General features: G+C 62.3%; 27 protein-coding genes. 1 reads left to right on the top strand and 26 read right to left on the bottom strand.

Annotated elements, in window-relative coordinates:
- Positions 1-51 precede the first annotated feature (51 nt).
- The 19 genes from trbL to YUA_RS51805 all read right to left on the bottom strand — a co-directional run bounded on the left by trbL (position 52) and on the right by YUA_RS51805 (position 17233).
- Entirely contained in the window at positions 52-1269 is a 1218-nt protein-coding gene (gene trbL, locus YUA_RS0121710; protein ID WP_027532610.1) for a P-type conjugative transfer protein TrbL, read from the bottom strand.
- On the bottom strand, positions 1266-1637 hold the full coding sequence (trbK-alt, locus tag YUA_RS48485; RefSeq protein WP_084292758.1) for a putative entry exclusion protein TrbK-alt: 372 nt from the start codon (positions 1635-1637) through the stop codon (positions 1266-1268). Before trbK-alt ends, trbL begins: the two co-directional genes overlap by 4 nt.
- On the bottom strand, positions 1637-2368 hold the full coding sequence (gene trbJ, locus YUA_RS0121705; RefSeq protein ID WP_027532609.1) for a P-type conjugative transfer protein TrbJ: 732 nt from the start codon (positions 2366-2368) through the stop codon (positions 1637-1639). The genes trbK-alt and trbJ overlap by 1 nt, the downstream gene beginning before the upstream one ends.
- A complete protein-coding gene (trbE, locus tag YUA_RS0121700; RefSeq protein WP_027532608.1) occupies positions 2365-4806 on the bottom strand; it encodes a conjugal transfer protein TrbE in 2442 nt (813 codons plus the stop codon). Before trbE ends, trbJ begins: the two co-directional genes overlap by 4 nt.
- A 10-nt stretch (positions 4807-4816) precedes the next feature.
- Entirely contained in the window at positions 4817-5080 is a 264-nt protein-coding gene (locus tag YUA_RS0121695) for a VirB3 family type IV secretion system protein (RefSeq protein ID WP_027532607.1), read from the bottom strand.
- Positions 5080-5406, bottom strand: a complete 327-nt coding sequence (locus YUA_RS0121690; RefSeq protein ID WP_027532606.1) for a TrbC/VirB2 family protein — start codon at positions 5404-5406, stop codon at positions 5080-5082. The genes YUA_RS0121695 and YUA_RS0121690 overlap by 1 nt, the downstream gene beginning before the upstream one ends.
- 1 nt (position 5407) lies before the next feature.
- Positions 5408-6322, bottom strand: a complete 915-nt coding sequence (gene trbB / locus YUA_RS0121685) for a P-type conjugative transfer ATPase TrbB (RefSeq protein ID WP_027532605.1) — start codon at positions 6320-6322, stop codon at positions 5408-5410.
- Positions 6323-6527: 205 nt separating this feature from the next.
- Positions 6528-7841, bottom strand: a complete 1314-nt coding sequence (locus YUA_RS0121680) for an MFS transporter (RefSeq protein ID WP_027532604.1) — start codon at positions 7839-7841, stop codon at positions 6528-6530.
- 127 nt (positions 7842-7968) lie between these two features.
- On the bottom strand, positions 7969-8397 hold the full coding sequence (locus tag YUA_RS0121675; RefSeq protein WP_027532603.1) for a CopG family transcriptional regulator: 429 nt from the start codon (positions 8395-8397) through the stop codon (positions 7969-7971).
- Between the two features lie 6 nt (positions 8398-8403).
- Positions 8404-10392, bottom strand: a complete 1989-nt coding sequence (locus YUA_RS0121670) for a conjugal transfer protein TraG (protein ID WP_027532602.1) — start codon at positions 10390-10392, stop codon at positions 8404-8406.
- A gap of 34 nt (positions 10393-10426) precedes the next feature.
- The gene (locus tag YUA_RS0121665) at positions 10427-12190 is read right to left on the bottom strand and encodes a DUF3363 domain-containing protein (protein ID WP_027532601.1); all 1764 of its coding nucleotides are present in this window, start codon (positions 12188-12190) and stop codon (positions 10427-10429) included.
- Positions 12191-12608: 418 nt separating this feature from the next.
- Positions 12609-13439: a lytic transglycosylase domain-containing protein gene (locus YUA_RS0121660; RefSeq protein WP_027532600.1), complete on the bottom strand. Its 831-nt coding sequence runs from the start codon at positions 13437-13439 to the stop codon at positions 12609-12611.
- Between the two features lie 2 nt (positions 13440-13441).
- A complete protein-coding gene (locus YUA_RS0121655) occupies positions 13442-13954 on the bottom strand; it encodes a S26 family signal peptidase (RefSeq protein ID WP_027532599.1) in 513 nt (170 codons plus the stop codon).
- Entirely contained in the window at positions 13951-14415 is a 465-nt protein-coding gene (locus YUA_RS0121650) for a DUF2840 domain-containing protein (RefSeq protein ID WP_027532598.1), read from the bottom strand. Before YUA_RS0121650 ends, YUA_RS0121655 begins: the two co-directional genes overlap by 4 nt.
- 289 nt (positions 14416-14704) lie before the next feature.
- A complete protein-coding gene (locus YUA_RS0121645; RefSeq protein ID WP_027532597.1) occupies positions 14705-15586 on the bottom strand; it encodes a replication initiator protein A in 882 nt (293 codons plus the stop codon).
- A 22-nt stretch (positions 15587-15608) separates the two neighbouring features.
- Positions 15609-15890, bottom strand: a complete 282-nt coding sequence (locus YUA_RS0121640) for an AlpA family transcriptional regulator (RefSeq protein WP_027532596.1) — start codon at positions 15888-15890, stop codon at positions 15609-15611.
- A 133-nt stretch (positions 15891-16023) separates the two neighbouring features.
- Entirely contained in the window at positions 16024-16488 is a 465-nt protein-coding gene (locus YUA_RS44565) for a DUF2285 domain-containing protein (protein ID WP_245285218.1), read from the bottom strand.
- 112 nt (positions 16489-16600) lie between these two features.
- Complete coding sequence (locus YUA_RS51810; RefSeq protein WP_027532594.1) at positions 16601-16795, bottom strand: transcriptional regulator domain-containing protein; 195 nt, start codon at positions 16793-16795, stop codon at positions 16601-16603.
- A 165-nt stretch (positions 16796-16960) separates the two neighbouring features.
- Entirely contained in the window at positions 16961-17233 is a 273-nt protein-coding gene (locus YUA_RS51805; RefSeq protein WP_084292756.1) for a DUF2285 domain-containing protein, read from the bottom strand.
- A 224-nt stretch (positions 17234-17457) separates the two neighbouring features.
- Here YUA_RS51805 and YUA_RS0121620 point away from each other — a divergent pair, with 224 nt between their 5' ends.
- Positions 17458-17685 (top strand): helix-turn-helix domain-containing protein, encoded by a 228-nt coding sequence (locus YUA_RS0121620; protein ID WP_027532592.1) that lies wholly within the window; start codon positions 17458-17460, stop codon positions 17683-17685.
- A gap of 259 nt (positions 17686-17944) precedes the next feature.
- On the opposite strand, the gene YUA_RS0121615 is transcribed toward YUA_RS0121620, so the two are convergent.
- The 7 genes from YUA_RS0121615 to YUA_RS0121585 form a co-directional block, all read right to left on the bottom strand.
- Positions 17945-18268, bottom strand: a complete 324-nt coding sequence (locus YUA_RS0121615) for a DUF736 domain-containing protein (protein ID WP_027532591.1) — start codon at positions 18266-18268, stop codon at positions 17945-17947.
- 530 nt (positions 18269-18798) lie between these two features.
- Positions 18799-19329, bottom strand: coding sequence for a hypothetical protein (locus YUA_RS44560; RefSeq protein ID WP_245285217.1), 531 nt, complete (start codon positions 19327-19329; stop codon positions 18799-18801).
- A 71-nt stretch (positions 19330-19400) separates the two neighbouring features.
- Entirely contained in the window at positions 19401-19532 is a 132-nt protein-coding gene (locus tag YUA_RS52345; RefSeq protein ID WP_256375379.1) for a hypothetical protein, read from the bottom strand.
- Complete coding sequence (locus tag YUA_RS0121600; protein ID WP_027532590.1) at positions 19533-19985, bottom strand: ester cyclase; 453 nt, start codon at positions 19983-19985, stop codon at positions 19533-19535.
- A gap of 210 nt (positions 19986-20195) precedes the next feature.
- Complete coding sequence (locus YUA_RS0121595) at positions 20196-21125, bottom strand: DUF2493 domain-containing protein (protein ID WP_027532589.1); 930 nt, start codon at positions 21123-21125, stop codon at positions 20196-20198.
- A 328-nt stretch (positions 21126-21453) separates the two neighbouring features.
- Entirely contained in the window at positions 21454-22515 is a 1062-nt protein-coding gene (locus tag YUA_RS0121590) for a toprim domain-containing protein (protein WP_027532588.1), read from the bottom strand.
- On the bottom strand, positions 22515-25592 hold a 3078-nt coding region (locus YUA_RS0121585), incomplete at its 5' end, for a strawberry notch family protein (RefSeq protein ID WP_027532587.1). The genes YUA_RS0121590 and YUA_RS0121585, both read right to left, overlap by 1 nt.

The following is a 25592-nucleotide window of genomic DNA, read 5'->3' as shown; positions in this document are numbered from 1 at the left end:
GGCCGGTTTGACGTAGCCGGCAATGGTGGTGAAAGCGGAAGCTCAGCTGTGTCAGCGCTCTCCTTCCGACAAGTCGACGGAGGAGCCGCTCCCTCCGTGGTCGCCGGAGCGGACCGCGTGGCCAGCAGCCGAGGCACCGTGCCGGATAGTCTGGGAACGCTTCATGCGCCGCGCCCAATCGGGCTGCCCTTCGGCCGAAGTGCTCGCGGCCTCCCCGCCTCCGCCCGATGCGGCCGCTGAGCGACGGAACGGGCTCACGACTGCCGTTCCCCCAGCTTCTGCGACGCCAGCAAGGCCGCCACTTCGATAGGCCGCGGATGCGCCGCTTAAGACGGCGCCACCACCGCGCGCGGCGCCCGCAATCGCTCCACCGGCCAGACCAGCACCGCCCGCGGCAAGGCCCGCGCCGGCCGCAACAACACCGCCCGCGGCAAGTCCAGTCCCGATTGCCGCGCCGGCGCCGAGTTGCGGTCCGCCAGAGACGAGGCCATTTGCGATTCCCGGTCCGAAGATGCCGAGGCCCAACAACGAGAGCGCGGCGAGCACCAGCGTCATCGCGTCTTCGATGGTCGGCTGGCCGCCAGCGAATCCAGAGGTGAACTGCGAGAACAGAGTCGAGCCGATGCCGACGATGACGGCCAGGACCAGAACCTTGATTCCGGATGATATGACGTTGCCCAACACCCGTTCGGCTGCGAAGGCGGTTTTGCCAAACAAGCCAAAGGGAATGAGCACAAAGCCGGCCAGCGTCGTCAGCTTGAACTCGATCAGAGTAACGAAGAGCTGGATCGCCAGAATGAAGAAGGCAAGCAGCACCACGACCCAGGCAAACAGGAGAACGACGATCTGAACGAAATTCTCGAAGAAACTGATGTAGCCCATCAGATTCGAGATCGAGTCGAGCAGCGGCCGGCCAGCGTCGAGGCCGACTTGAGCAATCTTTCCCGGTCGCAGGAAGTCTGACGCAGACAGGCTCGCGCCGGATGCCTTGAGCCCAAGACCAGCAAAGCTCTCGAAGACGATGCGCGCCAGACTGTTCCAGTTGCTTATGAGGTAAGCGAAGACGCCAACGAACAGCGTCTTCTTCACGAGACGCGCGATGATGTCCTCGTCCGGTCCCCAGCTCCAAAACAGCGCAGCGAGCGTGATGTCAATCGTTGCCAGGGTCGTTGCGAGATATCCGACATCGCCTCCCAAAAGCCCGAAGCCGTTATCGATGTAACGCGTGAACGTCTCCAGGAACTGATCGATGATCCCGGTGCCGGTCATGGCTTGCTCGCTTCGGGTGACGTCTCGGATGGATACCCCTGTGGCAGCCGACTCTGGTCCTTTGGCGCGGATGTCAGACCGGCGACGGGATCCAGGCGGCGCGACGCAGCAGCACCGTCCTTACTGTCAAAGAAGCGACGTCGGTTTTCAGACCAGACGTGCTGGCAGCGCTGATAGCTTTCCGTTTCTTCCGGAGCGACGGTGCGGCAGCGGGCGAGGTCAGAATGATCGACACCTGTGCTCTGCTCCGCCTTTGGCGGCGACGAAGCATTGTCTCCACCACGAAGCTGGATCGTGCAGGCTGCGACGACTAGCACACCGGCGGACACAGCCAGCGACAGCGCTTTGAACGCTCTTACATCCGTCATTAGTGGAACATCCGCACGTCTTGAGATTGATACCCCTGTCCCGGCGTCAGAAACCGCCTGAGTTGCTCCCGGCCCTGGTCTTGAGCTGCTGTGCGCTGGGCCGCTTCAAGGCTCTGCGCTCTGCCCTGTGCTGCTACCGTGGCGGTGAGATCGGCGAGTTGTTGCGCCTGAAGAGCGAGGATCTGATTGCCGGCCTGGGTTGCCTGGAGGGCACCACTGGCACTCTGGCTCGATGTTACGAGCGCCGACGTCTGGATGCGGTTGGTATCGAGGTTGCCGACGACGCCTGCCTGGACCCGGAGCGCATCCTGCAATGCTGCGACAGCATTCTGCCAGCGCGCCTGAGCGTTGGTGATCAGCACCTGGTTGGACTGGCTGCCGGTGACCGGCGCGTAGCTGGTTGAAAACGCCCGATCGATCTGCTGGACGTCGTAAGCGATCCGCTGGGCCTGGGCCAGCAATTGCTGGGTCCGCTGGATCGACGATTGCAGTTGCTGCAGCGACGAATACGGCAGGTTTGCCAAATTCTTCGCCTGATTGATCAGCATCTGCGCTTCGTTCTGCAACGAGGTGATCTGGTTGCTGATCTGCTGCAGCTCCCGCGCAGCAGTCAGGACGTTCTGGACGTAATTGTTGGGATCGAAGACGATCCATTGCGCCTGGGCGGGCGCCGTGGTGCTGAGCGACAGGGCGATGGCACCAGCGGCCAACAAAGAGCTAAGACGGCTCATGGTGATCTCTCCAGATTGCGGAGATTGGGGATCAGGTCTGCGGCCCAGGCGACGCCGCGGTGCTGGAGCCAGGCAGGCAAGAAGCCGTCACGTCCGTGTTCGGCGAGGAGTCGCTCGATGGCGGCCTGGTCGGTCTTGGAAGAAGCTGCGGTGAAGGCGAGCGCGACCTCACCTAGGCCGAGCTCGAACATTCGGTTGCCGCGCCGAGACTGGCAGTAATAGTCCCGCTTCGGCGTAGCCCGGCTCAGAAGCTCGATCTGGCGATCGTTGAGGCCAAAGCGCCGGTAGATCGCTGATATCTGCGGCTCGATCGCGCGTTCGTTCGGCAACAACAGACGCGTTGGGCAGCTTTCGATGATCGCCGGCGCAATTGCGGAGCCGTCGATGTCCGAGAGCGACTGGGTGGCGAAGATGACAGACGCATTCTTCTTCCGAAGCGTCTTGAGCCATTCGCGAAGCTGGCCGGCGAAATCTTCGTCGTCGAGAGCCAACCAACCCTCATCGACAATTAGGAGTGTGGGCCGGCCGTCGAGGCGATGTCCGATCCGATGAAAGAGGTAGGCCAGCACGGCCGGGGCTGCGCTCGTTCCGATCAGACCTTCGGTCTCAAATGCCTGGACCGAGGCTTCACCGAGCCGCTCGAACTCGGCGTCAAGCAGCCGCCCAGACGGACCGCCCAGGCAATAAGGTTGAAGGGCACGTTTCAGGGAGTTCGATTGCAGAAGCACGGACAGGCCGGTCAGGGTGCGTTCCTGCATTGGCGCGGAAGCAAGAGATGTCAGCGCCGACCAAAGATGGTCCTTGACCTCCGGGGTGATCTCGATCTTTTCTCGGGCCAGGATCGCGCCGAGCCACTCCGTGGCCCACCCCCGCTCCATGGAATCGTCGATCCAGGCCAGCGGCTGCAATGCGACGGGACTTTCGTCCCCACCAGACGATGCGCCGCCGAGATCATGCCAGTCGCCGTCCATGGCAAGCGCGGCCGCCCGGATCGAACCGCCGAAATCGAACGCAAAGACCTGGGAATTCGGATAGCGGCGGAACTGCAACGCCATCAGCGCCAGCAGGACAGACTTGCCGGCACCGGTCGGTCCCACCACGAGAGTATGGCCGACGTCACCGACGTGGAGCGAGAACCGGAAGGGGGTTGATCCCTCGGTCTTGCCGAACAGCAGAGGCGGACCCTTGAAGTGTAGATCTCGCGCCTCGCCCGCCCACACGGCCGACATCGGAATCATATGAGCAAGGTTGAGGGTCGAGACCGGCGGCTGCCGCACGTTGGCATACACATGTCCCGGCAAGCTGCCGAGCCAGCCTTCGACGGCGTTCACCGTCTCGATCATGCAGGTGAAATCGCGGCCCTGAATCACCTTCTCGACCAGCCGCAGCTTTTCATCGGCGGCACCGGGATCGCCGTCCCAGACGGTGATGGTCGCCGTGACAAAGGCTTGTCCGATCTGGTCCGAACCCAGCTCCTGTAGCGCCGCGTCGGCGTCCATCGCCTTGTTGTGGGCGTCAGTATCGAGAAGCGCCGACGCCTCGTTGGTCATGACCTCCTTCAGGATGGCGCCGATGGACTTTCTCTTGGCGAACCACTGACGGCGGATTTTGGTCAGCAGCTTGGTCGCATCGGTCTTGTCGAGCATGATCGCCCGGGTCGACCAGCGATACGAAAAGGCCAGGCGGTTCAGGTCGTCCAGGATTCCTGGCGTCGTCGCACCGGGAAAGCCGACAATCGTCAGAACTCGCACATTGGCTGATCCCAGCATCGGCTCGAGCCCGCCAGTCAGCGGCTGATCCGCCAGGAGCGCATCGATGTACATGGGAATTTCGGGCACGCGCACGCGATGACGCCTGGTCGAAACCGTTGAGTGCAGGTAGGTCAGCGTGTCCGGATCGTCCAGCCAGGCGCATTCCGGCATGAAGCCTTCAACGAGTTGCAGCACGCGGTTGGTTTGATCGATAAATCCGCGGAGCACCTCGCGCGCATCTGCACCAACCGTACGGTCACGGCCCTCATAGAGCAGCCGCTCTGCCCTGGCGGCCCCCTCCTCCGGCGGTAGGTAGAGGAACGTTAGGAAATAACTGGATTCGTAATGGGCGCCCGCCTCTTCAAATTGAGCTTTGCGCTCCGCATCCACCAACGCCGACACGACGTCTGGAAAGCTGTTCGGCGGGTAAGACCCTGCGAAATGACGCTGCGCCTCGACGAAGACGGCCCAGCCAGATCCGAGGCGACGCAGGGCGTTGTTCAGACGACTGGCGACGCCGACAAGCTCAGCCGGCACTGCGCTATCGAGGTCGGGTCCCCGGAATTTCGCCGTCCGCTGAAACGAGCCGTCCTTGTTCAGGATAATTCCCTCGTCGACGAGCGCTGCCCAAGGCAGGAAGTCGGCAAGGCGCGCGTTCGAATGGCGATATTCGGCAAGATTCATCATGACCGAGAGCTCAGACGTTGAGATGACCGGGAATGCGCAGATGCCGGCGCACGACATCGACGAAGGCGGGATCGCGCTTGGCGGCCCAGACGGCGGCCATGTGGCCGATGAACCAGAGCACGAGCCCGGCGATCCACAGCCGCAATCCGAGCCCAAGAGCCGCCGCAAGCGTGCCGTTGACGATTGCGACCGACCGCGGCGCGCCGCCCATCAGGATCGGCTCGGTGAGTGCACGGTGAACGGGCACAACAAAACCTGCGACCGGGTCATCCATCAGATCACCACGCCGCCGCCGAACGAGAAGAACGACAGGAAGAAACTCGAAGCCGCAAACGCGATCGACAGACCGAACACGATCTGGATCAGCCTGCGGAACCCGCCGGACGAATCGCCGAACGCGAGCGTCAAACCCGTGACAACGATGATGATGACGGCGATGATCTTGGCGACCGGACCTTCGACCGATTGCAGGATCTGATTGAGTGGCTGCTCCCACGGCATATTCGAGCCGGCCGCCCAAGCCGACGCAGTTGTCAGAAGAAACGCGCCGGTCGCAGCCAGCGGCGCGGCTCCCCGACGAAAGCCAAATTGCAAACGCATGTCAGTCTCCTGTTGGTGAAAGGGTGTAGTCGCCCGCTGCTCCAAGCCCGGTGACAAGGGCGAGCTCAGCGAGGCGACGATCGCCGCCACGACCTGTAAGCACGGCGACGAGGTTGATGGTCTCGGCGATCAGAGCGCGCGGAACCGTGATGACGGCCTCCTGGATGAGCTGCTCGAGCCGGCGCAACGCGCCAAGCGCGGTACCGGCATGGATAGTGCCGATGCCGCCGGGATGGCCGGTGCCCCAGGCCTTAAGCAGGTCGAGCGCTTCGGCGCCCCGCACCTCGCCGATCGGAATTCGATCCGGGCGCAGTCGGAGCGAGGAGCGGACGAGGTCCGACAGCGTCGCAACGCCGTCCTTGGTACGCAGCGCGACAAGGTTGGGCGCTTTGCACTGCAATTCGCGCGTATCCTCGATCAGAACGACGCGATCGGAGGTTTTCGCGACTTCGGCCAACAGCGCATTGGTCAGTGTTGTCTTGCCGCTCGATGTGCCCCCGGCGACAAGGATGTTTTTGCGAGTGGAGACGGCGCCTCTTAGGGCCGTGGCCTGCCCCGAGGTCATGATCCCCTTGACGACATAGTCGTCGAGCGTGAACACAGCGACCGCTGGCTTGCGGATCGCAAACGCCGGCGCCGCAACGACCGGAGGCAGGAGGCCTTCGAAACGCTCGCCGGTCAGAGGCAATTCCGCAGAGACGCGCGGCGATCCGGCATGCACCTCCGCACCGACGTGGTGCGCCACCAGGCGAACAATGCGCTCACCGTCCGCCGCCGATAGAGTTTCGCCGGTGTCGATCAGTCCGCTCGACAGCCGATCGATCCACAACCGCCCATCTGGATTGAGCATGACCTCAACGATTGACTCATCTTCGAGGTAGCCTGCGATCGCAATCCCAAGTGCGCTACGCAGCATTCGCGCGCCGCGTGATGTCGACTCCGACAGATTGGATTGGATTGCCACCGCCGCCCCCACCGAATGAGGACTTCTAAAGAGCGCCCTCAGATGGGATGATTAGAAAAGCCACCATTCGATCTGGCGCAACAAGCACTTCCGGCAATCGTGGAACAGCGTAGGAAAAGAAAGATGAGAAAGGGCAATTTAACACGTGGGTCGCCACTCACCACTCCGCATCGTCGTCCGCGAACACTTGTAGGATCGCTTGTTCGTACAAGCAGACCGGTTCGATTTCATCGGAAGCGTCAAATGAGCCAATCCACCGGCCGAAGTAGTTGAGCCATGGCAGTGCGAACCAAGCCAATGCCGCGATCTGCAGTATTACGTTGAGACCAAACGCGACCTGATAGGCCAAGATGGGCTTATGGCTAGCCCCGGGCGACCATTGTTCCAGGATCAGGCCCGTCGCGGATTGGGCCAAAAATGCCCATCCGAAGTGCAGCACATTCAAGGCGCCGTTGGCACGACCTGCAAGCTCGGGCGGAAAGTAATCGGCTATCACCCCGAAACTGACGACGGACGCGGCTCCGACAAACGCGACAACGGACCAGGGCAAGAAGGACGGCAAAGGCACGCGAAATATCAAAGCAAATTGGGCAGCGATGAACAGCACCGCAACGGTCGTCAATATTGATTCCGCTCCGATTTCTCTTCGTCTGATGTAGTGGACCGTCGTACCGAACAACCAGGCACCGCCGCTCAACACGATCGACATCGTGAACAGCTGTCTGACGAGACTTCCTCGATCAAAGCCCTCCACGTCAGTTAGCCACGTCGACGCCCACAATCCCTGCAGCGACCAGGCCGAGCCTACGCACGTCGCCGACAAGGGGGCAATTCGCCAGAAACGCCGGTCGCCAAAAACAGAGCTGAGGGTGGCGGGAATTGATGCCGTTGATGGGACGATCCGATCAGGAACCGCGACATAGATAAGCACGGCCGTGACGCCGGTCGCGGCTGCCAGGATATCGAACAGCTGTCGCCATCCCATCCATGCGAGCAGGTGCTCGGCGGGCGCCGTAGCGGTAACCGCCCCGAGCGATCCCAACATGACCATGTAGCCATTAAGCAAGGCCACTCGTTCTCTCGGAAACCATAGGACGATCGACTTCAATCCAGCCGTCAGCGCTGCCGCTACACCAAGCCCGATCATTGCGCGCGCGATCAGGAGTGACAGAAATCCGTTCGACATCGCGAATAGTCCAGCGCCTGCGGCGGCGATCAGAAGCAGAGCGCTCTGGACGCGACGGGGACCGAAGCGGTCCAACAATATTCCGACCGGAATCTGCGCCGCTGCAAAGACCAGGAAATAGACGGACGTGAGTAACCCCAGGTCGGCAGCACCAAGTCCGATATCGGAGATAAGATGATCCGAGATCAGCGCGTTGATCGTTCGGAACAAATATGAAAGATAGTATCCGGCAGCAAATGGGAGAAAGACGCGCGCGATGAGACGCCATGCTATTGAGATTTGCATGCTGGCCCTTCTTGCTCACTCAGCTCATTCGAGCCGATAGCGCGTCCAGCATTTTGTCGACCCAGCTACATTGCTGCGGTCGTAGACTGGCGTGAAAAAAGGAAGCACCGGCGAAATAGCTTGTCCATCAATCAAGTTTGGCTGTCGTTTCGTGATGAACGGTATCTTCTGGGATTTCACGCAGGAAGCTCTGCCCCTTTTGTAAACGGCGCCCGAGCGCCTCGACAAATCCCTCAAAGCGTTCCCGGCCTTTTGCCTGGGCAGCAGCCTGCGCGTCGTTCGGCAATGGCGGCGTGATCGTGAGCCAGAAGCGGATGAACAGGGCCAAAGTCTCGGCCGTCAGATTGACGTCACGCTCCAGCCTTTGCATCTGCCGCGATAAACGGTCCAGGCGCCGAGTAAACGCCGCCTCCCGCTTGTCCGCGCCGTCCGGCGATAGAAATGAAGCGACGGCAGCTTCCACAACCGCGGATCGTGAGAGCTTCTTACGGTCGGCGAGATCCGAGATCTGCTTCAGAAGCTCTGGCGGGAAATACACATTCATCCGGTCGCGCATGATGCCTCAGAGCTCCATTCCGTCATTCGGGTCGAGCGCGACTTGGCGGGCGATACCTCGCATCTGTTGTCGTATGAGCCGGGACTGACGGACCGCGTCCTCGTCATCGTCAAGAACGGCGGCAAATTCCTCTGCCGGCGTCGGCTCGGTCGTCTCCTTGACGATCGCAACGTGATCGGGCAGTTCCGGCTCTCGACGAAGACCACTGTTTGCCGCGTCCTCCCCTGCTTGCGCGGCTTTGTCGGTCGGCCCCGTCGCCGGTGTCAGCGTTCCCAGCGTTGACCATCCGTCCGTTCGCGATGATTGACCCGACGACGCCGGATCAGGCGGTGGCAAGACCCGCTCGGTAAACCGCCGATCCTCGTAGTACCGGGCTTTCTTAGCTCTGATCGGCGCCGTGCCCGCCACCATGACGATCTCGTCCATCGGCGGAAGCTGCATGACCTCCCCGGGGGTCAGCAGAGGCCTTGCCGTCTCCTGGCGTGAGACCATGAGGTGCCCGAGCCACGGGTTCAACCTGTGCCCGGCATAGTTCTTCATCGCCCTCATCTCGGTCGCTGTACCCAGCGCGTCCGATACTCGCTTGGCAGTCCGCTCGTCATTGGTCGCGAAGCTGACGCGGACGTGGCAGTTATCGAGGATGGCATTGTTAGGCCCATAGGCTTTCTCGATCTGGTTAAGCGACTGCGCGATCAGAAAGCTCTTGATGCCGTATCCCGCCATGAAGGCGAGCGCGGACTCGAAGAAATCGAGCCGCCCGAGTGCCGGGAATTCGTCGAGCAGCATCAGGACTCGATGCCGGCGATCCTTGGCATGCAAATCCTCCGTCAGGCGCCGGCCGATCTGGTTCAGCACCAGGCGGATCAACGGTTTGGTCCTCGATATATCGGAGGGCGGCACCACGAGGTAAAGCGTCGTCGGACGGAGATCGGCGATCAGGTCAGCGATCCGCCAGTCGCAACGACAGGTCACTTGGGCCACCACCGGATCTCGGTAGAGCCCGAGGAACGACATGGCAGTGGACAAGACACCGGAGCGCTCATTCTCCGATTTGTTGAGGAGCTCGCGCGCGGTCGAGGCAACGACGGGATGGGCGCCCAGCGCGCCAAGGTGCGGCGTGGTCATCATAGCCTTTAGCGTCGCCTCGATCGGCCGCTTCGGGTCGGACAGGAACGCGGCCACACCCGCCAGGGTCTTGTCCGCCTCGGCATAGAGGACGTGGAGGATGGCCCCGACCAGGAGCGAATGACTGGTCTTCTCCCAATGGTTCCGCTTGTCGAGCGAGCCTTCCGGATCGACGAGGACGTCGGCGACGTTCTGGACATCGCGGACCTCCCACTCCCCTCGCCGCACCTCTAGGAGCGGATTGTAGGATGAGGACTTTGGGTTGGTCGGGTCGAACAACAGGACGCGGCCATGCCGCGAGCGGAAGCCGGCGGTCAGTTGCCAGTTCTCGCCCTTGATGTCATGAACGATGGCCGAACCCGGCCAGGCCAGCAGCGAGGGCACGACAAGACCAACGCCCTTGCCAGACCGAGTAGGAGCGAAACACAACACGTGCTCCGGTCCATCATGGCGAAGGTAGTCGCGGTCGAGCTTGCCGAGCACCACGCCATCGGGACCGAGAAGTCCGGCCGCTCGAACCTCCCGCGGATCGGCCCAGCGCGCTGAGCCATAGGTCTCGACATTCTTGGCTTCGCGCGCTCGCCAGACAGACATGGCGATCGCCACCGCAATCGAAACGAAGGTCCCCGACGCCGCGATGAAGGCTCCCTCGACAAAGACCTGAGGTGCATAGGCGTCGTAGACGAACCACCACCAGAAGAAGACCGGCGGGTAATAAATCTTGAAACCCGACAACTCGAACCAAGGGCGCCCAAGCTCGGGTTGATAGGCGAGCCGCCACGCCGTCCATTCGGTTGCTCCCCAGATGGCGAGCAAAACGATCAGGCCGACAACGATCACCTGTCCCCAGAGGATTTTGGTTCCGGACATGCCGAACGCCTCCACAACTAATGTGGCGAGATGACTAGAGGCCCAGGTCGCGCTTCCGACCAAAACCCCATTCGATACCACCGCCGTCCTTCACGACGCCGGTGACGTGCTGGCCGAGCCGCTTTTCGAGCTCGCGCGACCAGGGCACGAGCTGGAAGCCGAGCCCGTTGTCGATCATGGCGAAGCGTCCCGACGCAAGCGTCAGCCGCTGGCGATACGTGCCCGCCACATGCTCTCCGGACGCGGCCTTCACGTGAGGCAGGCCGGTGTCGGCCGAGACTTTTGCCCCCACCTCGTCCAGCTCGCGTCGGCGCAGCGTGTCCAGAAGGTCACGCTGCAGGATGATGCATTGGCCCTGCCGCCGTGCCAGACCTTCCTGAACCAAATGCTCGGCGCGAGCATCGATGGCCTCGCGCGCCTCACGACCAAATCCGCCCATGGCGAGCGGCATCGGATCGCGTTCGACCAGCCGGTGGTCGAGCCAGGTCGCGCCGTTTGCGGTAGCCTGCTCACCAAGATCGAGATCGGAACGGGTCGCGAGCACCAATGTGGGGCGCGGATCGCCAGCTTGACCGATGCGCCGGACTTCGACGATGCCGCCGACCGGCGGCGCATGTTCGAAGGCCTCGATTCCACGGAAGCGGACGTGGTGCGCCCGTCCGTCTGTTCCGTCGATCAGGGCGTAGGCCTCACCAGTCAGTTCGTCATGCAAACCCCGATCGACCAGTCGTCCGATGATCTGGGAAACCGACTGTCCACCTTCGATCACGTAGTCAGAGACGCCGCGCGCCTCTCCACGCTCGGTAAAGACGCGGTGCATTGTCTTGATGATGTCGCCGCGCATGCCGAGGTCGCGCAAGCTACGCTCGGCCTCGAGCCCGACCATCCATTCCCCTGGCGCGGCGGAAGCAGCAAGGCCCATCTTCTCCAGGTGCTGAAGGCGGCCAATCATCAGGCGCCGGATCTCGGGATCGGAGCTGCCAGGGTTCTCGGGACGGAGATCGATGTAGCCGGTTTCGTCGCCGGCCAGCCGGATCTCCCGATCTAGCCGCGTCCATCGCTCTGCCGTGACTTCCCTCTCCAGCGCATTGCGGATCTCATGCTCCGGTTTTGGACCTAGTTCGATGCCGACCAGTTCCTCGGCGCGTGAGCGCAGACCCCGGCTGATGTAGTCGCGGGAGATCACGAGGTCAGCGCCCTGCTGGTCGACGCCGCGGACCAGAAGATGGACATGGGGGTTGTCCGTATTCCAATGATCGACAGCCACCCAATCCAGCCGCGTGCCGAGATCGGTCTCCATCTGTTTGGCAATATCGCGGGTAAAAGCCCTGAGGTCGGTCATGTCGCCAGCGTCTTCGGGTGAGACGATGAATCGAAAATGATGGCGATCGTCTTGGCACCGTTCCGCGAACGCCGCGGCATCAGCACGGTCGCTGCCGGCATCGAACATCTCGGCCCTTTCGCCGCTCCGGGTCACCCCATCGCGCTTCAGGTATGAAAGATGGGCCGTCAGCGGCGCCGAGCGGAAGGCTCGTCCCTTGTGGCGGACAACACGCGCCTTCACAACGACGCGCCGTGTCGGGCCGAACAATCGGGCGCGGCCAAAGGCGAGGCGGCCGCGGCCAAACGTCGAGCCCCCATAGGCTGCCGAACGCCTGCCAGCCGCAGCCTGGCCCGAGGTGTGCCCGGCCTTCTTCGCGGCGCGTAGCACCTGGTTGATAAAACTCTTTGGCTTCGGCGCGCGGGTGCTGCGGATGCGCCCGGGCCGAATACGCAGATCGCTGTCGCCCACGGTCATGGCCAGGCCTCGAAGAGCGCAAAGGCGCCTACAGCGCCGAAAATATCGTTGATTGCATTGGTCAAAACGCAAGGCGCGGCACGCGACCCGACCGACCGGCACGCCAGAACCCAAGCCATGCCAATGGCTTGCGGTTCGACCGGCGAGCCCCTTTTATCTCGCCGTCCTGCCGTCGTTGTCTCCCGGTCGCCGGTTCCCGAAAGAGCCGCCGCGACTTGGCAGCCAACTCGCGAAGCCCCCACTGCTTCCGAGCGCTTGCGATAGCGATCGTTACCCGAAGGGCCGAGACACCCGAAGGGTGGCTCGGTGAGGAGCGAAGCGACGAGTAGAGCGCGGGCCGAAGGCATCGCCCATACGCCATCAGGACGTGCCACTTGCTCGGTGAAGCACGCCATGGCTTGCGAACCCACACACTTGGTCATTGCGATACTCCCGAATCCGATCGAGGAACGAACACGCCAATAGACCGGGGGACCATGGGCGAAACATGAGGCGCCGAGATTGCGGTCATGGCACCGCTCGACGGCATGAGCACCCGCAACCCATCGTGCGTTTTCATGAGATCGGATCGCGTGACGAATAGCGTCGCAGCCACTGATGACTGTCCGCTGGACGTCCACGTCGGCGGCAGTTCGATGGCAAGCAGATTTGCAAGCTTTGCGACGTATGCTCGCGTCTCGTCTGGCAGAGAGCCGCCTGCGAGATGCTCTTCATAACGAGATGGTCCCGCGTTGTAGGCGGCAAACACGCCAGGCGAGCCATACCGATCGAGCAGTTCGCGCAGATAGGCCGTGCCGGCCAGAATGTTGTCGTGCGGGTCATAGGGGTCGTTCCCGAGATTGTAGCGCTCGCGAAGTTCCGCCCAAGTCGCCGGCATGATTTGCATCAGGCCCATTGCGCCTTTCGGCGATCTGGCGTGCAGGTCACCAGCACTCTCGACGTTTTGGACTGACCGGATCCAGTTCGGCGGCATTGTAAAGCGGTGTGAGGCTTCATTGATGAAGCCGGCAAATGCGTGAGCGGTCTGACCGATCGCTGGCTGGGCGGCTGATCCGCTCTGGGCCAAAGCAGCGCTGTCGAACGCGGTGAGAAGAAGCATCAAGGAAACGACAGCACAAACGCGCGTGCCCGGCCGTCTCAACCACACGGTAGGGCTCGCGCCAGCCTTGCAGACATCGATCGAGACGGAGGAATGATCCCGCAATCGATCGAACAGAGGAATGGCGGGGTGAACACGTCGAATGCGCACGATCACTCCTCCCACGTCCACACCGGGATCGCACGGCCGATCACGGCCGACGCTGGAAGAAATCCAAAATACCGGCCATCAAGAGAGTCGTCCGACTGCCAATTCATGAGAAAAAGCTCGCCGTCGCCGACAACGCGGCAGCCCTGCCATTTCGGCAGCGGCCGGCCGCGCCCGTCGCGATCCCGCGCCTCGCTCATTGCAATGTCGTCCACCGAAATCGTGAGCCCACTTCTGCAGACCGTCTGCCCGGGCAGCGCAAGGACCCGCTTGAGCATGGGGACGCCGATGGGCAGATAGCCGTTAAGGTCAAGGAACGTCGCGAGCGGCTCCGGCGGCTGTACGGCGACCAGTTCGGTAACGTGGAAGCGCTCAGCCGGTCGCAGGCGATAGAGACCAATAGGCACGCTTGCCGATGCATTCCAGATGTAGAGCGGTAGCGGCTCCAGGACGAGTGTCGCGACGAGCGTAGCAGCGGCACCAAACGTCAGGGCCAGCGTCTTCAAGCATCCCGTCATCGCATTACCCTCTGACGGTGAAGCCAGGCCTGGTGGCGCGCTTTCGTATAGGCACGTGGGTTTTCGTTCACGGACAGACGGTTATGAACATGATGCCAATGATCAGGCGCGACATCAGCGGGATCGATGCCGATTGCCTCAACGGCATCGGTCATCTGCAGCACTCGCTCCACCTTCGGCCAGCCGGACAGGCGCAGCAGAATCTCTCCGCCGGGTGTCACATAAGGGACGGTCGAGCAGCGCTGTCCCGGCGCGACCGCCCGCAGAATATCGATCCGCGAAATGACCGTGCCAAAGTCGTTGGAGGTCCATCGGACGAAGGCAAAGATGCTGCCCGGTGCAAATGACAGGACGCGCCGGTGACGATCAACCTTCCGTTCCTCGACGATGCGGCCGAACCGAATGCGGTTTTCGATACGCTTCTCGAGCCACAGCACTTCCACTTCGGTGAGATCGCTCATGCCGCCGCTCCCGCAGACGGGAATGGAGAGCCGTAAGCATTGGCGGCGGTGAAGCACCTGTGCGGCTTGTGCCGACAAGAAGGGTTGACGGCCCGCGGTTGCCTGTCGCCTGCGATGCGGTTTCCAGCTTGGTCCGTTAGAAGAAATCCGAAGGATTTCTGGTTAGTAAAGTTAGAGCGGCCGGAAAGCGCGAAGAAACAAGCTCTTAAGCTCGATTCCGGTCCCCGATAGCACGAGGATCGGGTCCTCGATAGCACGAGGGTTGCGGTCCCCGATAGCACGAGCTGATTCACAGGTTGTCCTCCGAACTTGGAATGAAGCCGCGCCGGCGCAGGCGTGCCGTTAAGGGATCAACGGGAGTAGGCGCGAAGTTCAGTCGCTCGGTGCCGTTCGGATCGCGCGTGAGCACGAGCTGATACCCAGGCAATGTCTGGCGCTGGACGATCCGGCGTACGTCGTAAGCGAAGTGCTTGAGCGGCGAGAGGATGCCGGACTTGGCATGGAGGTGCACAAGATCAAAACTCCAGCCGCCATCCTGGCGTCCACCGTGCTTGCGCACGAGCCGGTAGAGCCACCGCTCAAGGCCGCCCGTCAGATCGAAATAGGCGCGGTCGATCGTGAGCACGAGCGCGTCATCGATCACGCCGGCATAGAACCAATCCGGCAAGATCAGTTCGAGCCCGAATGGACGTCCGTTTGCATCGGCCGTCTCCTTCCATTCGTTGATCCAGGAGAAGCGATGCCGTCGTCGCTCTGCCGGCTGGCGGATCGATGTCAGCACGGTCGTTGACTGAAGTCTGTCGAGACCCGCCTTCAGCCGATCATAGTCGCGCGCGCTGGTGCCGCGGCCGACAAACGTCAGAATCTCATAGGGTGTTGCGGCCATCAGACGCGACGTCTTCAAGCCGGCGTCACGGGCTTCGACGATCTGCGAGGCGGCCCAGATCAGGACATCTGCATCCCAGATGGTCGCCATGCCGTGTTCCGGCACGGCTTCGACACGAATTGCAATCGCACCCGCACGGAAATCGATCGGCACAACCCGCTTGGTCTTCGCAAGCGAAAAGAATGGGTAGGCCATCAGATCCTGCGCGTCGCGCGGCGCGAGATCGCCGGGCAGCGCCCGAAAGAGCTCAAGCTGGTCGCGCTCGGAACGCTGTTTGCGCCGCATGATCACTGCACTCGCGCGGCGATCAGCGACGTTCCTGGCCCGCATACGGGCGCAGGACGGGCTGCTTCTTGGCGGGCAGCACGGTGCCCTTGCCGGGATCGGATGTCGAAGTCTTGGCGCCAAGATCGGCCCAGGCCTTCAGATCGTCGAGCGCGTAGACGACGCGACCACCGATCTTCCGGTAGGTTGGTCCTGTGCCGTATGTGCGGTGCTTTTCCAGCGTTCGGCCGGAGAGACCGAGGAATCGCGCGGCTTCGGGCGTACGCAAGTATCGCGGCGGCAAGCCGGCGTTCGGATCGGGCATTTGAGCGGCTCCGTGACCATCTGGAGCGCCGGCGCGAACGGCGGCGCATCGACGGCCACGATCGCGGAGAAGGCCCGCGAAGGGGGATGCCGAAGATCGTGGGGTATGGTTTCGATACCTCGGGCTGGAAGCGCTATTTGTCCTTGTGCTTGGGACGCAGCAATTGGCGATAACCGCCGCGCATCAATGCGAGACCGCTTTGCACGAGACGAATTGTGCGATTGCGCAGGTCGTGCGTTTTCCAGGCGCGATCTGGGATGCGTGCCTTGCCGAACAATGCTTCGGCGATCGCACGGTAAGTGCTGCCGGCCGCGTGCGCGTCGAGCGCACGGATGGCCGCGCTTAACCGCTCGCGTCTCTGTCTGGACAGCTCATGAAAAGCTGGTCCCTGCCTGCGCCCATGCATCGCGCGCCACAGCCGCCGGGCAGCATAGGCACGTGCATCGAAATTGCCATCAAACGGCAATTCCGCCGCATAGTTGGCGCCGATCGCTGGCGGCTCTTTCAACCAGACACGGTGCTCCACTGCGCCGACACGAAGGATGGCATGCCATCCATCCGAGGCGCGCCGCACCTGGCCGGCTGCGAGGTCCAGCAATGGCTGGGGCGTGTCACCGTTGAAGGGCGACGTGGTCGCTGCGACTGGAACGACAGTCGGCAGAACCTCGGGCGCCCAAAAGATGGCCTGCTCGCCAAAAGACCCTTGCGGGTCATGCGCGAAAGCAGATGCCCCATCTCCTCCTGAATTCCGGCGTGACTTCTGCGTCGCGACCGTTTGCGGTGATCGCCTCGTAGTCGCGTTGATAGTCGACATTGCGGCGCAGGCATTCCCAGGCGATGTCGGTGATGTCAGCTTCTTGTAGGCTCTTGTACGACTCCGGCGACCGCCAGTCGAATTCAGGCATTGCTTCCGCCCCATTTCACGCAGCTAACGAGGATTGCGGCGCAATAATTCTGATCGATTTGGTTGTAGGAAGTCCCTACTTTGGCACCACGTGGTGCTCCTGGATGACCACCGATCGGTCGAGGAATATTGTGCTCTCGACTAGGATAGCGTTGGTGAATTTCTTCTATTTCGAGCCAGCACCGCGCAAGAGTCGTCCCTGTTCCGTAACCCACTTAGCACGCTCAAGATGAGTCAGGTATGCATTGCGTGCGCGATCGGGTTCTCGCTCTGGATCGATATGCAACACTATCCGCGCGACCTCTTGCCAGTCGGCCCCCTCGCTTTCTGCCTGCAAAAGCCGCGTGTACGTCACGACGTGTTGTTCGTCATAGACCGTCAGCGCCGAATCGTTTGGCGCGACATCCGCTACGTCAGGATCAAGAGGTGGTTTTGACATTGGTCCTACGCTGCACATGCAATCGAATTAAGAAATAACCGGTCGCATCTTGCGACCTCGTATGGCTTGCGAGTGTAGCATATGGCATGCCACCAAGAACCGGCCTGGAACTCATTTCTCGAAATTTCGGCAATCGAATCTCCGCTCGCGCTCACAACCGGGGCGGCGCGTCCGCGTATTATAACACGTAGCGTCAAAATACGCGATTGCCTCCTATCCTGCGGATGGATATCCGCAAGGTCTTTGGAGGAAATGCGCGCCGATTCCGGCTGGCCCTTGGCTTGAGCCAGGAGGCAGTTGCGGAACGCATGGGCGTCGACAGAGCCTTCATCAGCAGCATGGAAAGAGGGTTGCAAAACGCGACCCTACTCACGCTCTGGCAGACCGCCCAAGCGTTGGAGGTGCGGCCTGCAGATCTGCTTGAGGAAAAGGTGTCTAAGAGTCGACCCTGATGCCGAACGCCCCGCGAGCGCCGAACGCCGCCATGCGTCACCGCCGATCTGGCGTGCCGAAGCTGCCGGCTCATTTTGGGCGAATGGCCGCGCAGCCAAATCGCGCGGCCGGCTGTTCAACTGGCACGCTCCATCAGGCGGTTTGCCTTGCTTCAAATTCGAGCTAGGCACCCCGACGGGTCTTGGTCCGCGTGGGTTCAGATGACAATGGCGATAGGAAGCGCCCCGCCGATGGGCGGGGCGCTGCACTTGACTCGGTTCAGTCGCCGTTGGGCTTGCGGCTGCGGGACCAGATCAGGGTGTAAGTCTCGGCGTCTTCGTCGTCGAAGAGGTTGGCGTAGATCGGAGCGTTGAAGCTCGGATCGTCGAGCTTGACCGAGAGATAGTCGCGGCCCTCATTGGAGCGCTTCGGCCAGGCGGCCCCGATTTCGGCGCGACCGACGTAGACCCGGTGGCTCGGGGCGTTGTCGTTGGTCCGGTCAGTCTCGGGGACGATCCGGACGCCCTTGGTCTGGAGGCTCAGGGTGACGATCTCGCCGTGGAATTCCTCGCCGGACTTCTTGAATGAGCCGATGTTAGCCATGTCACTTCTCCTTGCTGTTTCCGAGCCCGCGACCACCGCGGCCTCGATGGCGATCTGAAGGCCGAAGGCGATCGACGCCGCACCCGATTGGGCCGCAGCGCAGCGGAGGATGGCGGTGGTGAGACTTTCTTGCCTCGCGAGGAATGGGCGAAGCCCAGGGGAAGAAAGTCTCACCGCCGCCATTGCGGTTCAGGCGATCGAGGCGCAGCCGGCCTTCGGCCAGATCAAGCCAATGAGAGGCCAGGTGCTCGCGTGCGCTGAACAGCATTCAGGAGACGTGCCAGCGAACGATCGGCTCAAACAAGAAGCCCCGCATTCCCGGCGAAGAAAAAGGAAACCTGGCGTACAGAAGGGCGGCCCGTTGTTTCCGAACCGACAGAAGCCAGCGTACCCGCCAGCAACCGCGGGAGCAGTCTGCCGACGACATCACCTGGCTCAATCGAAGCACGAGACAGGAGCGCGATGTCGCGATCAGCAACAAAGCCCTGGTGTCAGCGCCATGCCAACCAAGAAATAACAGACGCGCACGGTCACCGGCCCGTGGTCGCCGCCCCATTCGGTGGCCGAACAGGACCGAGTGCAGCGCCCGGCCTAAGAGCGGGGTCGGTCTGCATCGACACATTCGCCCAAGCGATGCCCCCGACAGCGATGGCGCCTATCGCGGCGAACGACTCCCGCCACCATTCCGAGGGAATGCCGAAGTGTGCAAGGGAAAGGGTCACACTATAACCGGCACGCGCTGCCGGAACCGCGAATAATAGTCCAATGACCAGGCGCACGATCGGAGAGCGCGCGGCGGAGAAGGCGTAGCGCCCAACCATGAACGTGAAACTGGCCGTAACAAGGCCTACAACGGCAGCACCGATCGGCCCTGCTCCCGCTTGAAATGAATAGATCCCCACGGTCATGCCGACGAAGAACGGCAATGCGTGGGTTGCGAGCGCGAATACTGCCCAGCAGAAGATGCCAAGCCCGACGATATTGAGAAGAACGCCTGTGATGAGCATGGTGATGGTTCCCGTGGCAAGGGTTGCAAGGGTCGCGCCTTCCACCACCACCACGGCGCGTCCAAGGAATAACCGATCCCGCCCTTGTTTGGAATCCGTTACGGTCAAGTTTCAGGCATGAACAATCAATGCAGGAGAGCAGCCCGGTCGCAGTTGCGATGGAAGCCGACATTGAACGGTGGGCTGACCGCGTCGCCGTTGCCGTTGCCGGCCTTCGAGACGGCAATCAGGAAGGCCGGCTTTTCGATTGTAATCAACTAAGCGGCGAGCTTGATCAGCCCGAGTTGTTGCAGCGCCGTCACGCCGTCGTCGAGCCCGATTTCCTCGGTGATCTTGCCGTCCTTCAGCTTTAGAACAGTTGTACCGGTAAATCGCATTTTTCGACCGGTGTTCGCGGGCAAGGAGCCGGCCAGGAAATCGCGGAACGCGGGGCCAGTGTGCGTCCCACCACCTTCCCAGCGGCCGACCACGTAGTCGCCCTCCGCGATTAGATCGGCCGCGCCCCAGAAATTGAGATCGGGAAAGGCCTTACGGAAATCTGTCATGAAAGCCTTGATGTCTTTCCGTCCCCGACGTGGCTCGTGCAGCGAATACTGAAGGAGCATATCCGGCGCGGCGAGTTCGTCGACGATTCCGAGATCGCAGGTCTCGCCCCAGAATTTGGTGAACCAGCGGCCGACAATGGCCTTGTTTTCATCTTCTCTCGACATGTGATTTCCTCTTTGCTGCGTCGTCTCAACCAACGATCGGATGGATCGCTGCGATGGACTTTGGAGCAGAGACGTTCGGTCTGCCACCCGATTTCCGCGTCCCTTCGCAAGACGACAAGGGCGGCCAGTCCTTTAGGATCGGAGAAATTGCCGCTAGCTGCGCAAACGGGTTTATGCGTACATCACATGTACGACGTAGCGAGGCGGCGCCTACGCGCCGCCGTTGCCGAATTTCCAGACGGGGATGCCGAGGCGCTTCGCCTTGTCAGCGAGGTTGTCCTGAATTCCGGTGCCTGGGAAGTGCATGACCCCGATCGGCAGGAGTTCGAGCATGGCGTCGTTGCGCTTGAAGGGCGCAGCCTTGGCATGTTTCGTCCAGTCGGGCTTGAAAGCGATCTGAGGCACCTTGCGGGTCGTCGCCCATTTGGAGGCGATCAATTCGGCTCCTTTCGGGGATCCGCCGTGGAGCAGAACCATGTCGGGATGCTTGGCGTGAGCCTTGTCGAGGCGGTCCCAGATGAGGTGGTGGTCATTGAAGTCGAGCCCACCGGTGAGTGCGATCTTCGGTCCTGGCGGCAACAAGACCTCGATTTCAGCACGACGCTTGGCTGCGATGAAGTCCCGGGAGTCGATCATTGCTGCGGTCAGCGTGCGATGGTTCACGAGCGATCCCGATCGGGGGCGCCAGGACGATCCGGCGTGCGTTTCAAAGCGTTCAATGGCTTGGTCGCGGAAGAGCTCCAGGCAGTTGCGGCGCTCGATCAAAGTGATGCCCTCGACCGTCAAGCGCTCGAGCTCGACTGATCGCACCTCGGAGCCGTTCTGCTCGCGCTGGCTCTTGTGCTGGGCTTGTTCGTTGTCGTCGAGTTGGCGCTCAATGCGGTCAACGGCACGATGGAACAGGTTGACGGTCGACCAGAGCAGATCGTCAAGGTCGGGTTCGAGCCGCGTATCGCTCAATGTCGCGACCAGGGCGTCGAAGATATCGGCGACGGCGCCGGTGACGATCCTGCCCTCGGGAAGCGGTCGTGGATCGGGCTCGTCGTTAAACGGGCGATAACCGTAGAGTTGCAATTCGGTGAGGACGTGATCCGTTGGAGAAGAGGCGTGCCGCGGTTCGATGTCGTCGTGGTCGGTCATTGGAGGATCCTTTGCCGGATCGGCCGCGCCCATCGCGGCCTTCGTGGCGATCACTCAGACGGCGGGCGGAACGGGCCAGAACCCGGAAGGGCCGAAGCGGCAGCGGAGGATGGCGGAGGCCGGCTATTTTGTTTCGCGATGCAAAGCGCGCTGGTTTGATAGCCGATGTGTCTTCTCATCGCCGGCGCGCGGCGGAAAATAGCCGGCCGTAGCCATTGCCGGCCCGGTCCGATTGCCGTCCGATCGCCCTCTAGAAGGCCGAGGTCGCGTCCTCCTCCGGCAATGGCCTCGTTATGACCGACCTACCAACGTCGATCGAAGCACTGGCCTATTCTGCGGCTAGCGTTGCCGAATGCAGGAAGCGGACGACGTCCTTTGGTACGAGTTGAAGCCGCAACGCTGCTCGGAGGGTCTCAAGGCCGAAGATGCGCAGGTCTTCGTTGAAATCGCCCAGCCGGGGCGACAACGCAATCGCTTCAACGCCGGCGTCTTCCGCTCGCTGGGTGAGAGTAGCCTGCACGGCATCTCCGGCGGCATCTGCGTCGCGGGCGATATAGAGCCGCCGCAGGCCAGATGGCAGCAACATGGCTGACAGGTGATTGGCCGAAAGTGCAGCGGCCATGGGCAACGTCGGCAGCACGCAACGCAACGAAAGCATGGTCTCGATTCCCTCGCCGGCAGCGAGCACGTCGTCCACCACGCCGAAGCGAACGGCGTTGCCGAGCAGGTCGCCCATGGCCCGTCGTGGCGTGTCGACCGGAGCCTTCCCGAGACGAATGCGATCAAAGCCGTCTGGATCGAGCCAGGTTCGGTGCGCTCCGGTGATCCGCCCCTCCAGGTCCGTGACGCAGGCAATCATCGCCGGCCAGGTTTCGGTCGCAGAATGCTCATCCGAACGATAATAGCAACGAGGGTGGAAGCGCAGGCTGCCACCATGGTTGACAAGGGCTATTCCGCGTCGCTGCAAATATTTTTCGACTACCGTTCTTTCGATCGGGCCGGAGATCGCAAAGAGCCGACGGGCGGCTTCCTGCGATCCAGCCGGCGCCACCGAACGAATGGGTTTCGAGGGCAACTGCGGCTCAGGACGAGGCAGCTTCAGAAACCGCCTCGCTTCCTCGGCGGCCTCGCTGAAGTCGCGCAAACCCCGGCATCCGCGGATGATGTCGAGGAGGTCACCATGCTCGCCGGTCGCAGCATCAGTCCACTTGCCGGCGAGGCCCTTCGGCGATTCCTGGAGCCGCACGAACATCGAGCGGCCGGGCGTGTTGTGGACGTCGCCGACCACCCAGTACCGCCCCGCCCGCTTGCCATTGGAGAGATAGTATCGGCACACTGCCTCGGCCTCGCGCGCGAGGCGACGTGCCAGTTCGGAGGCGTCACGGGACATCACGCAGCCTCCCGCTCATTGACGCGCGCTACCGGATAGGTGTCGAGTACCTTTGTCAGGATGCCGACGCCGCTTGCGTCCGTGGGCACGAACATCCGCAGCTTCCAGGAGATGATCTCCCCGAAGAGGCCGTAAGCGCGCAGGCGATCGCGCATCGTGTCGTTGAATCCCGACAGCTCGATGCGACATGCGCCCATCACCCGGACGCGGCGAAGCTGGAGCCCCTCCGCGAGGTCGAGGACGGTCCGTCCCTCCATCACCGCGGCAAAGGCAGCGTCCGGTGACAGCGTGGGCGCGTCCGCCGAAATGGCGTTTGCGACCCAAGCGGCAGAAACCTTACGGCCGATGATGCGTTCGCCCGCATCGGTCTGGAGCCGATAGACGCGGGTCGATTCGTTCGGCAGGCGTTTCCAGATGGGTAACAGCAAGCCGGCCACGACGTGGATCTCGCTTTCCGTGAACTCGGGGACCTCGCCAAGCTCCACCAGCCAGGCCGCGGCAAAACGTTCGCGATCCGCTTCAACCCAATGGCTCTCCGCCATCATGTTCAAGGGGACCTGGTGCTGCTCCATAGGCCGGATCAGTCGGACGCGGCGCTCGATCTCGCCGTCGTCGAGCATGATGCTCGGTGCTGCGAGCTGCACGGCAGCTCGTCCCGAGCGCTCATTGATCAGCAGGACAGCATGATCGGAAAGACGAGCAAGAGCGTCATCCAAACCAACAGGGTGGTTACGCTGGCGTTGGACGATGGTGAGCAGCTTGGTCTCGGCGCCAGTACCCGGATGGACATGAATCGTTCGCCGGTCAGTGACGACAAAGCTCTCCGCGCGGAGCGTTTCCAGCCCGACGTCGTACGTGCCCGACGCGACCGCTCCCTCGATCCGAGCGGTCAAGAGCTGCTCGAAAGCGGTGAACAGGATATTCTGCAGGTCGATGGTGAGTGCTAACAACCTGTTCAGGAAGGTCGTGATCGGCGGCAGGTCATCCCTGAGCCCATTGGCATCGGTCAGCTTCAGGCCCGTCGCATCCTCGAACCTCCCAAGCGAGCAGCCTTCGACCTTGCCGCGCACGAGCAACGTGTAGAGCTGACGCAAGGCATCACGCCCATACTGGCTTTCAAGATTGTCCTCGGGCCGGAACAGGCCCTGCCCTCCGGTCTGGCGCTGGCCACGCGTGATGGCTCCCAGCGTATCGAGCCGGCGTGCAATGGTGCTGAGAAAGCGCTTTTCGGCCTTCACATCGGTCGCGATCGGCCGGAATAGCGGTGGCTGCGCCTGGTTGGTCCGGTTGGTCCGGCCAAGGCCCTGAATCGCGGCATCGGCCTTCCAGCCGGGCTCGAGCAGGTAATGAACCCGCAACCTTCGATTCCGAGCCGATAGTTCGGCGTGGTAGCTCCTTCCGGTGCCGCCCGCGTCGGAGAACACGAGGATGCGCTTGACGTCATCCATGAAGGCCGAGGTCTCCGCGAGGTTGGCCGAGCCCGCGCGATTTTCGACCACCAACCGGTCGTCCTTGCGAACGATGCGGCGCGAGCGACCAGTTACTTCGGCGACGATGTCAGTGCCGAAACGCTGGATGACTTGGTCCAACGCCCCAGGCACGGGCGGCAGCGAGGCAAGCTTTTCGATCAAGCGGTCGCGGCGCGCGACGGCTTCCCGGCTCTCGACCGGCTGGCCATCGCGATAAACGGGCCGAGAGCAGAGATTACCCTCCGAGTCAGTAAAGGGCTCGTAGAGCTGGACCGGAAAGGAGTGGGCGAGATAATCGAGCACATATTCGCGCGGGGTGATGTCGACCTGGACGTCGCCCCACTCCTCGGTCGGGATCTCGGCGAGCCGGCGCTCCATCAGCGCTTCGCCCGTCGATACGATCTGGATCACGGCGGCATGGCCGGCCTCGATATCGCGCTCGATCGAGCGGATCAGCGAGGGCGTCTTCATCGAAGTCAGGAGATGACCGAAGAACCGCTGTTTTGCGCTTTCGAAGGCGGATCTCGCCGCTGATTTTGCCTGACCGTTCAGCGTTCCTGTTTCACCAGTAATGTTGGCCGCCCGCATCGCGGCGTCGAGATTGTTGTGAATGATGCCGAACGCATCTGCATAGGCGTCGTAGATGCGAACCTGCTCCGGCGTAAGCTGGTGCTCGACGAGTTCATACGCGACGCCCTCGTACGAGAGCGAGCGAGCGGCGTAGAGGCCGAGCGTCTTGAGGTCACGCGCCAGCACCTCCATGGCCGCGACCCCACCCTCCTCGATCGCTTCGACGAACTCGGCACGCGTGGCGAACGGGAAGTCGGAGCCGCCCCAAAGACCGAGGCGTTGCGCGTAAGCGAGGTTGTGGACCGTGGTGGCGCCGGTCGCCGACACATAGACCACGCGAGCATTCGGCAAGGCATGCTGGAGCCGAAGACCCGCACGCCCCTGCTGTGAGGCCGCCTGGTCGCCGCGCTCGCTCTTTCCCCCGACCGCGTTCTGCATGGCGTGGCTCTCGTCGAAGACGATCACTCCGTCGAAATCGGAGCCCAGCCATTCGACGATCTGCCTGACGCGCGAAAGCTTTTCGCCACGCTCGTCGGTGCGCAGCGTGGCATAGGTGGTAAATAGGACGCCTTCCGCGAGCCGAACTGGTGTGCCCTGCCGGAACCGTGATAGCGGCGTGACAAGCAGCCGCTCCATGCCGAGCGCCGACCAGTCGCGCTGCGCGTCCTCGATCAGCTTGTCGGATTTGCTGACCCAGACTGCGCGGCGGCGGCCCTTGAGCCAGTTGTCGAGCAGGATACCGGCGACCTGCCGCCCCTTGCCCGCACCGGTGCCATCGCCCAAGAACCAGCCGCGACGAAAACGGACGGCGTTCTCAGCGTCGTCGCGCGCAGCGGCCACGAGGTCGAAGGTCGCATCCACCGTCCAGGCGCCTGCGAGAAACTCGGAATGCGCTTCGCCGGCATAGATGATGCTCTCGATCTGGGCGTCCGACAGAACTCCATCTGCCGCGATATGCGAAGGCAAATGTGGGCGGTAGGACGGCTTCGGTGGCGCAACGGACGCCATCGCCGCGGACTGCACGAGCTTGGTCGGATG

The sequence above is a fragment of the Bradyrhizobium sp. WSM3983 genome (assembly GCF_000473045.1).
In the GTDB taxonomy this organism is placed as follows: domain Bacteria; phylum Pseudomonadota; class Alphaproteobacteria; order Rhizobiales; family Xanthobacteraceae; genus Bradyrhizobium.
The sequence above is the reverse complement of the archived record's forward strand: the minus strand, read 5'-3'. Positions and strand labels throughout refer to the sequence as shown.

Excerpts from the sequence above, each read along its gene's own strand:
- YUA_RS0121640 (WP_027532596.1), bottom strand. The coding sequence starts at position 15,890 with ATGCCCGATCCGAACGCCGGCTTGCCGCCGCGATACTTGCGTACGCCC.
- YUA_RS51810 (WP_027532594.1), bottom strand. The coding sequence starts at position 16,795 with ATGCCTGAATTCGACTGGCGGTCGCCGGAGTCGTACAAGAGCCTACAA.
- YUA_RS0121600 (WP_027532590.1), bottom strand. The coding sequence starts at position 19,985 with ATGTCGAGAGAAGATGAAAACAAGGCCATTGTCGGCCGCTGGTTCACC.
- YUA_RS0121655 (WP_027532599.1), bottom strand. The coding sequence starts at position 13,954 with ATGACGGGATGCTTGAAGACGCTGGCCCTGACGTTTGGTGCCGCTGCT.
- YUA_RS0121645 (WP_027532597.1), bottom strand. The coding sequence starts at position 15,586 with ATGCGGCGCAAACAGCGTTCCGAGCGCGACCAGCTTGAGCTCTTTCGG.
- trbB (WP_027532605.1), bottom strand. The coding sequence starts at position 6,322 with ATGCTGCGTAGCGCACTTGGGATTGCGATCGCAGGCTACCTCGAAGAT.
- YUA_RS0121670 (WP_027532602.1), bottom strand. The coding sequence starts at position 10,392 with ATGTCCGGAACCAAAATCCTCTGGGGACAGGTGATCGTTGTCGGCCTG.
- YUA_RS0121665 (WP_027532601.1), bottom strand. The coding sequence starts at position 12,190 with ATGACCGTGGGCGACAGCGATCTGCGTATTCGGCCCGGGCGCATCCGC.
- trbE (WP_027532608.1), bottom strand. The coding sequence starts at position 4,806 with ATGATGAATCTTGCCGAATATCGCCATTCGAACGCGCGCCTTGCCGAC.
- YUA_RS0121675 (WP_027532603.1), bottom strand. The coding sequence starts at position 8,397 with ATGCGCGACCGGATGAATGTGTATTTCCCGCCAGAGCTTCTGAAGCAG.
- YUA_RS0121650 (WP_027532598.1), bottom strand. The coding sequence starts at position 14,415 with ATGAGCGATCTCACCGAAGTGGAAGTGCTGTGGCTCGAGAAGCGTATC.
- YUA_RS51805 (WP_084292756.1), bottom strand. The coding sequence starts at position 17,233 with ATGTCAAAACCACCTCTTGATCCTGACGTAGCGGATGTCGCGCCAAAC.
- YUA_RS0121615 (WP_027532591.1), bottom strand. The coding sequence starts at position 18,268 with ATGGCTAACATCGGCTCATTCAAGAAGTCCGGCGAGGAATTCCACGGC.
- trbL (WP_027532610.1), bottom strand. The coding sequence starts at position 1,269 with ATGACCGGCACCGGGATCATCGATCAGTTCCTGGAGACGTTCACGCGT.
- YUA_RS0121695 (WP_027532607.1), bottom strand. The coding sequence starts at position 5,080 with ATGGATGACCCGGTCGCAGGTTTTGTTGTGCCCGTTCACCGTGCACTC.
- trbK-alt (WP_084292758.1), bottom strand. The coding sequence starts at position 1,637 with ATGACGGATGTAAGAGCGTTCAAAGCGCTGTCGCTGGCTGTGTCCGCC.
- YUA_RS0121680 (WP_027532604.1), bottom strand. The coding sequence starts at position 7,841 with ATGCAAATCTCAATAGCATGGCGTCTCATCGCGCGCGTCTTTCTCCCA.
- YUA_RS0121620 (WP_027532592.1), top strand. The coding sequence starts at position 17,458 with ATGGATATCCGCAAGGTCTTTGGAGGAAATGCGCGCCGATTCCGGCTG.
- YUA_RS0121595 (WP_027532589.1), bottom strand. The coding sequence starts at position 21,125 with ATGACCGACCACGACGACATCGAACCGCGGCACGCCTCTTCTCCAACG.
- YUA_RS0121690 (WP_027532606.1), bottom strand. The coding sequence starts at position 5,406 with ATGCGTTTGCAATTTGGCTTTCGTCGGGGAGCCGCGCCGCTGGCTGCG.
- trbJ (WP_027532609.1), bottom strand. The coding sequence starts at position 2,368 with ATGAGCCGTCTTAGCTCTTTGTTGGCCGCTGGTGCCATCGCCCTGTCG.
- YUA_RS0121590 (WP_027532588.1), bottom strand. The coding sequence starts at position 22,515 with ATGTCCCGTGACGCCTCCGAACTGGCACGTCGCCTCGCGCGCGAGGCC.